The sequence below is a fragment of the Streptomyces sp. NPDC059247 genome (genome assembly GCF_042754005.1).
Classification (GTDB): Bacteria; Actinomycetota; Actinomycetes; order Streptomycetales; family Streptomycetaceae; genus Streptomyces.
Genome location: NZ_JBHYZW010000027.1, coordinates 18,605 through 31,624, shown reverse-complemented (window position 1 = coordinate 31,624; position 13,020 = coordinate 18,605). Strand labels below are relative to the sequence as shown.

The window sequence follows — 13,020 nt, the reverse complement described above, 5'->3', positions numbered from 1 at the left end:
TTTCGGCGAGTCGATGTGGGCTGCCGGGGCTGGGGATGCGCGAGGGGCTCGCGTGAGGTGGCGGACGCCTTCGGCGCGCTCGGGGTTCTCCGTCCGTAGCCGCCGGTCCAAGGCCTGTGGCCTTCCGGCGCGATGGCGCGCGTACGCCTGGTCGGCGGTGGTCGGCCGCTCGCGGCGCCGAGGTGGTTCGCGCCGACGAAGTTGGTCAAGTCGTGACACGCCTGTCGCCGCTCCAAGCATAAATAGCGCTCTTTATGCTTGGCTCTGCTGGGCCTCCGGGGAATCCCCCGTCCCCGGAGGCCGAACCACTCGCACACCACACGGGGACAGCGGTACATCGCATGGGAGGGAACGCCCGATGACACTGCTGCACGACCCCACACCCACCACACCCACCCAACCCCGACACACCACCCGACTCCCACCCTTCACCGACACCCTCTTCACCTGTCCGCCCAGGGTGGAGCGGCACGCCGGGGCGAACCCGCACAGCGAAGCGCCGCCACGCGCCGAAGCGCCGCCGCGCACACCGGACGACAGGCCCTGACCGTCTCCTCGCCCCCGCGCCCCGCCTCGTAACCGACGGGCGGAGCCCGCCCGTTCCCCGTGGCGCGGTGGGCGGGAAGCCGCCGTCCTTCCGCGTGCCGGCCGGGCGCGTACGCCGCCGTCCGTGGGTCCCCGATCGCGGACCCGGCCGCCCGGCACGTCCCCGGCCCAGCGCGTCGCACAGTCGGGCCACCGTCCGAAGCGTCCGCCCGGCGATGCCGGACGATGCCGGGCGTGACCTCCCGTCCCTCTTCCGCACCGTGTGGAGGAGGGACGTCATCGCGTCCCCACCCCGGCGTGATCACTTCTCTGCGCCACCTGCACGGCACCCCCCCCCACGAGCCGGAGACCACGTCGACCGGAGCCGTCGGCGCGTCTCCCGGCACCTGTGACCCCAACCTGCGGAAGACCGGACAGAAAGTAGACCTGCGGTGCCTTTAGATCTTGCGGACACCCCACCCCCCACCCGCCTGGCGGACCGGCTGAAGGCGACAGTTCAGGATCTTGAGAACACGAGGGGGGACGAGTGTTCCGGAATCGACCTGGTGGCGCTGTCCTCCCTGGTGGCCGCCGACTCACCACGGCTGGGCGGGACGAGCCCGGATCACGTGGAGGTCCTCGCGCAGGGTGACATCCAGCCGATCCTGGTGCACCGGGACACCCGTCGCGTGGTCGACGGGATGCATCGGCTCCAGGCCGCCAGGCTCCAGGGAGAGGAGACGATCCCGGTCCGCTACCTGGACGGACCGGCCAGCGAGGTGTTCCTGCACTCCGTGGCGGCCAACGTCAGCCACGGTCTGCCCCTGACGCTGGCGGACAGAAGGGCCGCGACCAGGCGCATCCTCACCTCCCACCCGGATCTGTCGGACCGGGCGATCGCCCGCATCACCCGGCTGTCGCCCAAGACCGTGGGCGCCGTCCGGCGGACTTCGACTGAGGAAGTTCCTCAGTCGAAGGTCCGGGTCGGTGAGGACGGCCGCACCCGTCCGCTCGACGCGGCGCAACGCCGGGAGGCCGCACGCGTGTTCCTCGCCGAACATCCCGGCGCCACGCTCCACGAGACCGCCGCCAGCGCGGGAGTGTCGGTCAGCACCGCGTGCGAGGTCCGGCAGCGGATGCGGCGCGACGAGGAGGGCTCGCCGCCACGAACGGCAGCCGGACGAGAGGTCCGGGACCGCGACCCGGCGGGCGGCAGCGGGAATCCGGCGGGCGCCCGGTGCGCGGAGCGCGGTCGCGCGCGGCGGGCCGAGACCCTGGCGAAGGACCCGTCCCTCAGGCTCACCGAGTCCGGGCGCGCGCTGCTGCGCTGGCTGAACGAACGCGCGCCGGACCTCGAAGTGGGGCGGCAGCTGATGGCCGCGGTGCCGCCGCACTGCGCTGTCGCTGTCGCGGACCTGGCCAACTCCTACGCCCTCGAATGGCAGCGGTTCGCCACCGCGCTGGACCGGGCCGTGGGCGACGTGACCGAGTAGGAGGGCGCACGGGAACCGGGACGCCGAAGGCGGTGGCGCGACGGCTCCCGACGGACACGACGGCCCGCCCATGCGCTACCCGCGTCCCGCTCGGGCCCTATCCGCTTCCTGCTCGGGCCCTGCTCGGACCTGAGGCCGCCTCCCGGCGCGACGGCCCGCCCACGCGTCCGCCACGCACCCGCCCGGCCCCGGGAACCGCTTCCCGATTCCGTCCGGCCATCGGTACGGACGGAGTTCCGAGGCCTTTTCTTGACGGCATGGGCGGGCCCCTGAATTATGAAATGGCGCTCGGTGGTGAGCCGAACTGGATCCGGCAGATAAATCACCGAAGGGCTCTTGTGTCGGGCATGAGAATGCCGAACGACAGGAGGAAATGATTTCCGATCGTCAAGAGGATGACCCGGCCGCTTCATCGAGGCAGCCGAGCTGTTCGACCTAACGCCAGAAAGGCCTGGAGTTCAGGATGGACCAAGCGGGAGTTCGAGAGGAGAAGACCGTGGCCGGCACCGGGACGAGCGCGGACGTGGCTGTGGTCGGAGCGGGCCCGGCCGGCCTGTACGCCGCCTACTGCGCGGGCTTCCGAGGGCTTTCCAGCGTGCTGGTCGACGCGCTGCCGGAGCCGGGCGGCCAGATCGCGGCCCTGTACCCGGAGAAGAAGATCTACGACATCGCGGGGCACCCCGCGGTCCGGGGCCGGGACCTGGTGGACGGACTCGTCGCCCAGGTGGCACCGTTCCAGCCCCGCTATCTGCTCGGCCGGACGGCGGTCTCCCTGACGCCGGACCAGGTCAGCGGCTGGACGATCCGGTTGGAGGACGGCACGAGGGTACGGGCGGGGGCCGTCGTGATCGCGGCGGGACTGGGTCGCTCGGTCCCCCGCACCCTGCCCTGCCTGGGGCCCTACCAGGGGCGCGGCGTGGCACATCACGTGCCACGGCTCGACGAGCACCGGGACCGCGACGTGATGATCGTGGGCGGCGGCGACAGCGCGGTCGACTGGGCCCTCGCCCTCGCACCGATCGCACGGTCCGTCACCGTCGTCCACCGGCGCTCGGCCTTCCGCGCCCACGAGCACGGCGTCAAGCAGATGTACGCGACCGGAATTCGGGTCCTGACCGATGCGCGGGTGACCGCCTGCCACGGTGCCGAAAGCCTCGAAGAAGTGCGCGTCCATAACGGTGCGGAGGAATTCACCCTTCCCGCACAGGCCCTTGTCGCGGCCCTGGGATTCATCACCAACCTGGGCCCGATCGCCGATTGGGGACTCCGGATGGAAAATCGCCAGATCATGGTGGACACGGCGATGCGGACGAATCTTCCGGGAGTTTACGCGGTCGGCGACATCTGTTCCTACGAGGGCCGTGTTCCGCTCATCTCGGTGGGCTTCGGAGAAGCGGCGACCGCCGCCAACCACGCGGCGGTCGAACTGCGCCCCGGCTCCCGTCTCGCGCCGGAGCACTCCACCGACACGGACGGCGCACTGCTGTCATGACCATGAAAAAACTGACGATCCTTCCGACGGGCACCGAGATCCTGCTGCCCTCGGGCTCCCTCCTCACCGAAGTCGAGTACGAGACCTCCCAGCGGCTCATCCCGTTCGGATGCCGCTCGGGATCGTGCGGCGCGTGCGTCATCGAGGTGCTGGAGGGCTTCGGCAACCTCGGCGAACCCGACCACGACGAACTCGACTTCCTGGAAGACCTCGGCCGGACCGGCGGCTCCCACCGACTCGCCTGCCAGTGCCGACTGCGGGGCGACGCGACCGTTCGCGTCACCGACGCCCCCTGAGAACCGCTCGCACCGAACGTCCGAGCGTCCCGAAAAGAAAAGAAAGGTTGACCATGCCGAACCGCGTGACCAACGCCGGTTACGGGGACCGCACCCGGTTCCTCAGCTCGACCGCCTCGGCGCAGCTCCGCGCCGAGATCGACGAGCAGCTCGACCAGCAGGTCCTCGAGTGGTACGCCAACGTTCCCGAGGCCGCACACCTCGAAGGCAGGAACGTCGACTCCGAGTACTACAAGCGGAACCTGATCGAGACCGCCTGGCGCATCCGGCTGCTGCGCGTCTCCGAGGCCAAGGCGCTGGTGGAGATAGCCAAGCGCAGCCCCGAGGCGGCGCAGGTCTGGGCCAACTACGAGCAGGAGGAGATGCTCCACGACGAACTGTTCATCACCGACCTGGAGAAGATCGGCGTCACGCGCGAGCAGTTCCTGGCCACCGAGCCCTATCTGTCGACCAAGCTGCTGACCGGCTACTTCTCCTACCTCCTGGACCACGAGGGCCCGCTCGGCGTCGTCGCGTACTCCTACCTCGTCGAGTACGTGAACGTGAAGCTGGAGCCCAGGAAGCTGGAGGCGCTGAAGAAGTCGGTCGGCGAGGACAACATCGGCGGCCAGATCAACCACTCCCACACCGACATCAACGACGACCACCCCGGCGAGGTCTGGGCGGCCGTCCGGCACCTGCTGCGCAGCGACGAGGACATCGCCTCGTTCAAGCGGTACCTCCGCGAGCACCAGACGATCCTGGCGCAGTACTTCGAGGAGCTGTACCTGGACACCGTCGCCAAGGCCGAACAGCAGCCGGCCTGATCCCTGTTCCAGCGGGGGCGCGGCGCGGACCGCGCCGCGCCCCCGCCCGCCGGTGAGGAGGCCGGATTGAATACCGGAAATGCCAGAGGGGTGCTGCTGCTCAGCCACGTCGGGTTCTCGTTCATGGAGGACCTCGTCGGCACGGTCGCGGCACGGGGGCTGGAGTGCTACGTGCTCAGCTCCCTGCCCGAGCCGCAGCACCAGGAGTCCCGGCCGGCGGCGCTGGCCGACCTCGCCGCCGACGTCCATGTGACGGCCGGACACGTCCTGACCCCGCACGACGTCGAGGAGCACCTCGACCGGCTGCGGGCCACGGGCGCCGAAGTGCGCTGCTGCCTCACCGTATGGGAGGGCTACCGGCACTTGATGGCGCTGGCCAACGCCCGCCTGGGAGTGCCGGACCTGGACGAGAAGCAGGTCCTGGAGCTGCGCGACAAACTGACCCTGCGCAACCGCCTCGCCGACGCCGGCCTCAGCCGGGGCCGGGCGTCCGCGCTCACCGCCGAGACGCTCGCCGAACGGAAGCGCGACGGCGGCCGTTACTTCGTGAAGCCGGTCAGCGGCATCGCCTCCTTCGGGACGTTCCCCCTCACCGCCGACACGACCTGGGCCGACCTGGAACGCATCGCCGCCGAAGCCCGGTCCGACACGGTCTACTCCAGCGTCTTCACCACCCGACCGGATCCCGGCGCGACGGATCGGCGCCCGCCGGCCGACCTGGCCACCAGCCCGGAGACGTACCCCGGCCCGGAGACGACGTACCCGGACCAAGACGTCACCCCCGGGGTGGAGTTCCTCGTCGAGGACTACGTACAGGGGCGCGAGTTCAGCTTCGAGGTGGTCGTCGTCGACGGCGAGCCGCACGTGGTGGCCGTGCACGAGAAGTGCGAGGTGACCGAGACGGCGGATACCGTCCTCGAAGACGCCTGCGTCAGCCCGCCCACGAGCCTGTCGCGGGACGAGACCGCCGCCGGGATGCGCTGGGTGGGGGACGTGCTGGACGTCCTCGACCTCGCATGGGGCTGCTTCCACGTCGAGGCGCGGCACTCCCCGTCCGGCTGGGACCTGATCGAGGTCAACCCACGGGTCGGCGGCAGCCTGATCTCGCCCAGCGTGGCGGCGCTGACCGGCGGCCCCGGTCTGCTCGACCTCTGGCTGGACTCCCTGCTCACCGCCCGTCGCCCGGCCGGATTCCGTACGGAACTGAAGCGCCTGTCGTACACGGCGGACGGCTCCCCGCAGGGACGGCACGCGACGTTCTTCCGTGTCTTCTTCGCCGACCCCGGGACCATCCGCGCGGTGGGCCTGAACGACGACCTCCCCCTCCCGCCGGTCCTCTCGCACATCCTGCTCGAGCCCGGCGACGTCGTGCCGCGTTCCGCGCGCGAGGTGTTCCTCGGCCAGGTGCTCTGGAGCATGGAACGAGCCGACCGCGAGGAGATCCTCCCCGGACTCGTGCCCGCCTCCGAGCACGCCATCGAGATCGTGTACGAGAAGGAGCACGGATGACCAGGCCGATCCTCCTCATCGTCGACTACAACCTGAGCCGGATCGACGAGGTCCGCCATCTGCGGGACCACACGCGCGACCACCACGGCGCCACGGTGGTCCTCATCCGCGCCGACCCCACCGAGGCGGACCGCTCCATCGTCGACGAGGTGCTCGACCTCGATCCGCTGCGCGACGACTTCGCCGAGATGGGCGAGAAACTGCTCGGCGACCGGCGCGAGCGGATCAGGGCGGGCATCGTCTTCTCCGACAACGCCGTGCACAGCGGCGCCGAACTGCTGGAGCGGCTGGGAGTCCCGGTCGACTCGCCACGACTGGCCGACGGGGCGTTCTCCAAGTACCGCTACCGGCTCACCGAGGCACGCGTCGCCGACCTCCTCGAAACCCAGCGGATCATGGTGCCCGCGTTCGCCGAGATCGCCTCGCTCGACCAGCTGAGGGCCTTCGCCCGCGAGCACCCCGGCGGCTTCGTCGTCAAGCCCGCGGCGGAGGGCAACAACCGGGGGGTCGTCGTGGTCCGCGCGGGCGACGACCTGACGGCGGTGTTCGCCGAGGTCCTGCCCTATCTGGAGGGCGGGGTGATCTGCGAGGAACTCATTCCGTACCGGCGCGAGTACTCCTTCGACGGCCTCGGCTCCCTGGAGTTCCTCACCGAGAAGATCAGCGCGACCGGCCGCTACCCGGTCGAGGTCGCCCAGGTCCTGCCCGCCCGGCTGGACGAGCACGAGCGGGCGACGCTGGAACGGGCGGGACGGCAGGCCAACGTCCTGGTCGGCCAGTGCGACGGACCGTTCCACAACGAGATCAAGCTGAGCGACGACGGTCTGAGCGCCGCCGTGGTGGAGCCCAACCGCAGGCCGGGCGGCATGAAGATCTGGTCGCTGGCCCGCTGGGTCTACGGGATCGACCTGCACCACCGCTGGATCGACACGGCCTTCGGCACGGCCGCCGGAGTGGAGCGGCTCGTCCCGGGCTGCTCGGCGGCGACGGTGCTCCTCGGCGTCGGCACCGACCGCGCGTTCTCCCCGGCCGACGTCCTGCCCGACGCGTCCCCCTTCCCGGACGCCGTCCGGGCCACTGCCGAACGCTTCGGCCTGGCCGACGGCGAACTGACCGTCACGGAGTTCTCCTGGCTGTCGGCCGAGCGCCGCGATCTGCACGCCGTCGCCCGCGACAACGCGGACTTCGCCGCGCAGGGCTGTGTCGTCCTGCGCGGCGACCGCACCGACATCCGCACCGTCGTGCACGCGCTGCGCGAGGCCTGGCTGGACGCCCTGGACCGCGCCCTCGCCGTCCCCACTCCCGTCAGGAAGGCCCGATGAAGATCCTCATCCTGCACCGCGTGCCCTACTTCAAGATCGAATACCATCGGGGGATCTCCCACGACCGGCACGAGGTCACCTACTTCGGCACCGACCGGGCACTGGACACCCTGCCCCCCGACCTGCGCTGCGAACGGGTGAGCAGGCCGGGCGACCGCCCGGCCTTCGAGGAGGCCAGGGACTGGCTGTCCGACCGGCCCCGCGACTTCGACCGGGTCATCTCGGTGTCGGAGTACGAACTCCTCGACGCCGCCCTGCTCCGCGAGCACCTCGGCGTCCCCGGCGCACCCGCCGCCCAGGTCGCGCTCGCCCGGGACAAGGTCCTGATGAAGCGGGCGGTCGAGGAGGCCGGACTGCGGGTGCCCCGCTTCCTCGCCCTGCCGGAGTTCCTCGCGCTGGACGGCAAGGCCCCCTGGCACGACAGGACCGTCCTCAAACCGCATCGCGGCGCGTCCAGCGAGGACGTGCTCGTCTTCGACACCCCGGGCCGGGCCGCCGAGGCGATCGGTGCGGGCCGCACCGGCGTCACCCGGCTCGACGCGGGCCGCGACCTGGCGGACTTCGAGGTCGAGGAGTTCGTCTCCGGGCCGATCCGGCACTTCGACGGCCTGGTGCAGGGCGGCGAGGTCCTGCTCCTCAGCGCGAGCGAGTACGTGGGCACCTGCCTGGAGTACGCCGAGGGCCGCCCGCTCGGATCGTTCCAGACCGGGTTCTCCGAGGAGACGCGCACCTGGGTGTCCCGCGCCCTGGCCGCGGTGCGGATCGAGGACGGCAGCTTCCACCTGGAGGCGATCGTCCAGGACGGAGAGCTGGTCTTCCTCGAGGTCGGCAACCGGGTGGGCGGCGCCGACGTGGTGGCGACCGTCGAACTGGCCACCGGCGTCCACCTGCCCTCGTACGAGCTGCGCGCCCTGCTCGGCGAGCCCGTCGCCGGGACGCTCCCCGAGCCGCCCGCCGCGCCGCGCCGCTACGGCTGGTTCGTCTGCCCCGGCCACCACCTGGCCGGACGGGAGTTCCGGGGCCTCGACGGAGTGGCCGGCTTCCGGGACACCCCGTCGGTGGTCGCCTGGAACGAGCTCCCGCCCGGCGCCCCGCTGCCCGACCACATCACCTACCAGGCGGGAGAGACCGTCCTCGCGGGCATCGTGGCGGCCGACACCCCCGAGGACAGCCGGGACTGGATCGCCGGCCTGTTCGACTCCCTCGCGGTCCGCACCCGTCCGGCCGCCCCGACGACACCGGAACAGGTCCTGGTATGAAGAACCGTCCCCTCCCTCCCACGGCGGCCCCGCCCGCGAACCGGCCCCGGTCATGACGGCGCTGAACGACCTCGCCGACCGGTACGTGGACGAGTCGGCCGTACTGGATCCGTGCCTGGCCTCCGCGATGGGGGTAGCCGGACAGGAGGAGCGGCTGACCGACTTCGGCCCACGGGCGGCGTGGGAGCGGGCGGAACTGGCCCGCCGCACACTGAAGACGGTCGCCGACACACCGGTCTCGGGAGACGCGGAGCGCGTCGCGGCGGCCGTCCTCAGCGAGCGGCTGGCCACCGAGGTGGCGCTCGCCGACGCCGACGCGTACGGCACGCTCCTCGACACCCTCGACGGGCCGGTCCAGCGCGTACGGCAGGCCGTGGGGCTGCTCGACCAGGGCCGCGACACCGCCTGGGACGCGCTCCTGGCACGGCTGCGAGCGGTGCCGGGCGCACTGACCAGCCTGTACGAGGGTCTGGAGGCCGCCCGGCGCGGCGGCAGGGTCGCACCGTACCGTCAAGTCGTCCGCAACGCCCGGGAGTGCCGGGACATGCGGCCCTATCTGGCGGGCCTGCCCACCGGCCACGGCGACGGCGCCCTGCGGGGCGCCCTGGACCGGGCCGCGGCCACCGCGAACGAGGCGCTGACACGGTTCGCGGAGTATCTGACGGAGGAACTCGCGCCGGACGCGCCCGAGACGGACGCGGTGGGCGAGGACCGCTACCGGCTGGGAGTGAGGGAGTTCCTCGGCACCCGCCTGGACCTGCGGGACACCTACGCCTGGGGCTGGGACGAACTGGGCCGGATACAGCGGGAGATGGCCGAGACCGCCGCACGGATCGCGCCGGGCGAGCCGGTCCCGGCCGTCCTCGCGGCGCTCGACAGGGACCCGCGCCACCAGATCAGGGGTGCGGCGGCGTTCCGCGACTGGCTCCAGGAGCTCGCCGACGGCGCCATCGCCGATCTCGACGGGACGCACTTCACGGTCCCCGAGCCCCTGCGGCGGATCGACTGCCGGATCGCCCTCAGCGACGGGCCCGCCGTCTATCTGGCCCCCAGCGAGGACCTGTCCCGCCCCGGAACGATCTGGTGGACGCGCACCGACCCGGACGGGCCGGTCCCGACGTGGACGGTGCCGGGCACGATGTTCCACGAGGGGGTCCCGGGCCACCATCTGCAACTGGGTATGACCACCCTCAACACCACCACCCTCAACCGCTTCCAGCGCCTGTCGTGCGAACTGCACCCGGGGCACTGCGAGGGATGGGGTCTGTACGCCGAACGGCTGATGGAAGAGCTGGGCTACTTCGCCGACCCGGCCCACCGGCTGGGCCTGCTGGCCACCGGGCAACTGCTGCGCGCCGCACGGGTCGTCCTGGACATCGGGCTGCACCTGCGGCTCCGCGTCCCGGCCGGAACCGGCTTCCACGAGGGGGAGCGGTGGACGCCGAGCCTCGCCCGCGCGTTCCTCACCGAGCACTGCGGTCTCGGCCCGGCGGGTTTCGTCGCGTTCGAGATCGACCGGTACCTGGGACGCCCCGGCCAGGCCCTCGCCTACAAGCTGGGGGAGAAGGTGTGGCTGGATTCCCGGGAAGCGGCCCGCCGCCGCGACGGCGCCGGCTTCGACCTCAAGCGGTTCCACCAACACGCCCTGAACCTGGGGCCGATGGGCCTGGACCTGCTGCGCGCCGAGTTGACGCGTACGGACCGTGCGGGGTGACCGCGCGGCCGGTGGACCGGACGGACACGGCCCGAGCGCACCACGGGCCGGGGAGGCGAGCGAACCGATGATCACGGCAGTGGGACACGCCGACCTGACGGCGGACACCTGGGAGCTGGTACGGGCCGAGCTGCGGAAGTCCCTGGAGGGGCTGCCGGACGACGCGACGGGACTCGTACGCGCCGGCGCCGGACTGCCCCTGCTGTTCGGACGGACGGTCCGGGAGGCGGGACGGCGTCTGGTGGTGCTGCTCCCGGAGCGTTCCGGGGTCTTCGCGGGGGTTCCGCCCCGCGACCGGGCGGCCCACCGGGAGCTGCTGGCCCTGGCCGAGGGGATACGGATGCTGCCCTTCGACCCGCTGGACCGGGACGCCTGTGTGAGCGCGGACGAACAGCTCGTCGGCGGCTGCGGCAGGCTGCTGGCCGTCTGGGACGGCTCGCCGTCCAGCGGCCGGGACGCCACCGCCCACATGGTGGCGTACGCCCGCGCCCGGGGCATCCCGGTGGAGGTCGTCTGGCCCACGGGCGCGGCCCGCGAGCCCGCCGGTCCCGCCCTGTCGCTCAGCGCGCGGGCCCCCGGACGCTGACGGTCACCCCGGCGACCCCCTCACCGCTCGCCGCCGGTCTTGCGCACATGGGTGGTGTCGGCGGTGAGCGGGGCGCCGTCGGCGCCGGTCGGCGCGATGTCCGGCACGCGGACGCCCTGCTCGTCGACCAGGGTGGAGTGGGGCTCGCCGGGATCGAAGGCGTGGTGCTCCCCCCACTGGCGCAGGGCGAGCAGCACCGGGAAGAGGTCGCGCCCGCTGTCGGTGAGGACGTACTCCAGGCGGCGGCCCGTGGCGGCGGTCCGCTGGGCGAGGAGCCCGTGGGCGCCGAGCTTGCGGAGACGGTCGCTGAGGATGTTGCGGGCGATGCCGGTGCGCCGCTGGAACTCGGTGAAGGAGCGTGCCCCGTCCATCGCGTCCCGGATGACCAGGAGGCTCCACCGGTCGCCGACGAGATCGAGGGTGCGGGCGACGGGGCAGTCGGGATCGGTCCAGGCGGGGCTCGGGGCGCCCGGGGAGGAGCGCGGCATGACACCTCCTGTGATGAGTTGCGAATTGAGACCATCATGCCCTACGGTCGAATTAGTTTCACTTTGCTACTCATTTTTGATGGGAGTGCGATGGACGTCTGGCGACGGTTACTGCTGGCGATCGTGTGTGGTGTGGCGGTGGCGAGCGTCTACGCCGCACAGCCGGTGCTGGCCCCGATGGGGGAGAGCCTCGGCCTGTCGGCGGGACACCTGGGGTGGATCGTCTCGATCGGGCAGTTCGGCTATCTGGCGGGCCTGGTGCTGCTGGTGCCGCTCGGCGACGTGGTCGCCAACAGGCGGCGGCTCATCGCGGTGCACCTGGTGATCACCGCGGCGGGCCTGGTGCTCACGGCCGCCGCGTCGGCCGCCTGGATGGCCTTCGCGGGGCTCGCGCTGGCCGGGATGTTCGCGGTCGTGGTGCAGACCACGGTCGCCTACGCCGCCTCGGTCTCGCCGCCCGCCGAGCGGGGGCGGAACATCGGGGTGGTGACCTCGGGCGTGGTGGTGGGCATCCTCGGCGCGCGGGTCGTCACCGGGGTGCTGGCCGAGCAGTGGGGCTGGCGCAGCATCTACGTCGTGCTCGGCGTGCTGGCGCTCGTGCTCGCGGCCGTCGTCCTGCGCGTCCTGCCGTCCGACGAGCGTCCCCACCGGCCCGCGGGATACCGGCAGGCCGTCGTCGCGTTCGGCGGACTGTTCGGGGACCGGCTCTTCCTGACGCGCGGCCTCATCGCGTTCTTCCTGTTCGCGTCGTTCGGCACCCTGTGGAGCGGCCTGTCCCTGCCGCTGACGGACGGACCGTGGCATCTGAGCGAGAGCCAGATCGGACTGTTCGGCGTCGCCGGGCTCGCCGGGGCGCTGGGCGCGGCCCGTGCGGGACGGTGGGCGGACGCGGGACGGGCGGTGCCGATCGCGGGCTTCGGGCTCGCCCTGCTCATCGTCTCCTGGGCCGCGATCGCCCAACTGCCCTGGTCCCTGTGGCTGCTCATCGTCGGCATCGTGGTGCTCGACTTCGCGGTCCAGGTCGTGCACGTGAGCAACCAGCACATGCTCACCAGCGCGCACACGGAGCGGACCAGCAGCGTCATCGGCGGCTACATGGTCTTCTACTCGCTCGGCTCCGCCCTCGGCGCCGCCGCCACCACCTCCGTCTTCACCTCCTACGGATGGGGCGCTTCGAGCCTGCTCGGGGCCGGATTCGCGGCCTGCGCGCTGATCGTCTGGGCGGTCGACGGCGGCCGGGGCTCCAGGTCCCCGGGCTCCCGCTCCGAAGCGGCCGGCGCCCGCCGTGGCCAGGGGGAGCGGCAGAAGGCGGAGACCGTCTAGACCGGTCGTACGGCGAACGGTCCGGGAGTTCCCCGCGAACTCCCGGACCCGGTCGACCCGCGCGTTCCGGAGAGCCCGAAAGGGCTTTTCGGCGCACCCGGAAAAAGGGCGGAATGAAGTCGGCCAATTCAATTCCGGTTCCGAATGAAAGCCTTGACGCTCGAACGGGTGCGACCTAATCTCACTGAGGAGCCGAGAGGGTCTTCA

11 protein-coding genes are annotated in these 13,020 nt (G+C 71.8%); 10 read left to right on the top strand and 1 reads right to left on the bottom strand.

All coding sequences use genetic code 11. The annotated features are described in order from the left end of the window. Positions 1-1,091: 1,091 nt before the first annotated feature. From ACFXGN_RS29845 to ACFXGN_RS29805, 9 genes are all read left to right on the top strand, one after another. On the top strand, positions 1,092-2,018 hold the full coding sequence (locus tag ACFXGN_RS29845; RefSeq protein WP_384865083.1) for a ParB N-terminal domain-containing protein: 927 nt from the start codon (positions 1,092-1,094) through the stop codon (positions 2,016-2,018). A gap of 496 nt (positions 2,019-2,514) precedes the next feature. Continuing rightward, positions 2,515-3,510: an NAD(P)/FAD-dependent oxidoreductase gene (locus ACFXGN_RS29840; RefSeq protein ID WP_384865081.1), complete on the top strand. Its 996-nt coding sequence runs from the start codon at positions 2,515-2,517 to the stop codon at positions 3,508-3,510. Then, positions 3,507-3,806 carry a 2Fe-2S iron-sulfur cluster-binding protein gene (locus tag ACFXGN_RS29835; RefSeq protein ID WP_384865080.1) on the top strand — a complete coding sequence of 100 codons (300 nt, stop codon included), beginning with the start codon at positions 3,507-3,509 and terminating at the stop codon, positions 3,804-3,806. The genes ACFXGN_RS29840 and ACFXGN_RS29835 overlap by 4 nt, the downstream gene beginning before the upstream one ends. Positions 3,807-3,859: 53 nt before the next feature. Further along, positions 3,860-4,612, top strand: a complete 753-nt coding sequence (locus ACFXGN_RS29830; RefSeq protein WP_384865078.1) for a hypothetical protein — start codon at positions 3,860-3,862, stop codon at positions 4,610-4,612. A 66-nt stretch (positions 4,613-4,678) separates the two neighbouring features. Continuing rightward, on the top strand, positions 4,679-6,121 hold the full coding sequence (locus ACFXGN_RS29825) for an ATP-grasp domain-containing protein (RefSeq protein WP_384865077.1): 1,443 nt from the start codon (positions 4,679-4,681) through the stop codon (positions 6,119-6,121). Next, the gene (locus ACFXGN_RS29820; protein ID WP_384865075.1) at positions 6,118-7,443 is read left to right on the top strand and encodes an acetyl-CoA carboxylase biotin carboxylase subunit family protein; all 1,326 of its coding nucleotides are present in this window, start codon (positions 6,118-6,120) and stop codon (positions 7,441-7,443) included. Before ACFXGN_RS29825 ends, ACFXGN_RS29820 begins: the two co-directional genes overlap by 4 nt. Beyond that, on the top strand, positions 7,440-8,702 hold the full coding sequence (locus ACFXGN_RS29815) for an acetyl-CoA carboxylase biotin carboxylase subunit family protein (RefSeq protein ID WP_384865073.1): 1,263 nt from the start codon (positions 7,440-7,442) through the stop codon (positions 8,700-8,702). The genes ACFXGN_RS29820 and ACFXGN_RS29815 overlap by 4 nt, the downstream gene beginning before the upstream one ends. Before the next feature lie 52 nt (positions 8,703-8,754). Then, on the top strand, positions 8,755-10,416 hold the full coding sequence (locus tag ACFXGN_RS29810; RefSeq protein WP_384865071.1) for a DUF885 domain-containing protein: 1,662 nt from the start codon (positions 8,755-8,757) through the stop codon (positions 10,414-10,416). Between the two features lie 67 nt (positions 10,417-10,483). After that, positions 10,484-11,002: a hypothetical protein gene (locus ACFXGN_RS29805; RefSeq protein WP_384865069.1), complete on the top strand. Its 519-nt coding sequence runs from the start codon at positions 10,484-10,486 to the stop codon at positions 11,000-11,002. A gap of 20 nt (positions 11,003-11,022) precedes the next feature. Here the strand turns inward: ACFXGN_RS29805 and ACFXGN_RS29800 are convergent, their stop codons facing one another. Then, on the bottom strand, positions 11,023-11,490 hold the full coding sequence (locus ACFXGN_RS29800; RefSeq protein WP_384865067.1) for a winged helix-turn-helix transcriptional regulator: 468 nt from the start codon (positions 11,488-11,490) through the stop codon (positions 11,023-11,025). Positions 11,491-11,580: 90 nt separating this feature from the next. On the opposite strand from ACFXGN_RS29800, the gene ACFXGN_RS29795 reads away from it, so the two are divergent. After that, on the top strand, positions 11,581-12,813 hold the full coding sequence (locus ACFXGN_RS29795) for an MFS transporter (protein ID WP_384865065.1): 1,233 nt from the start codon (positions 11,581-11,583) through the stop codon (positions 12,811-12,813). Positions 12,814-13,020 lie beyond the last annotated feature (207 nt).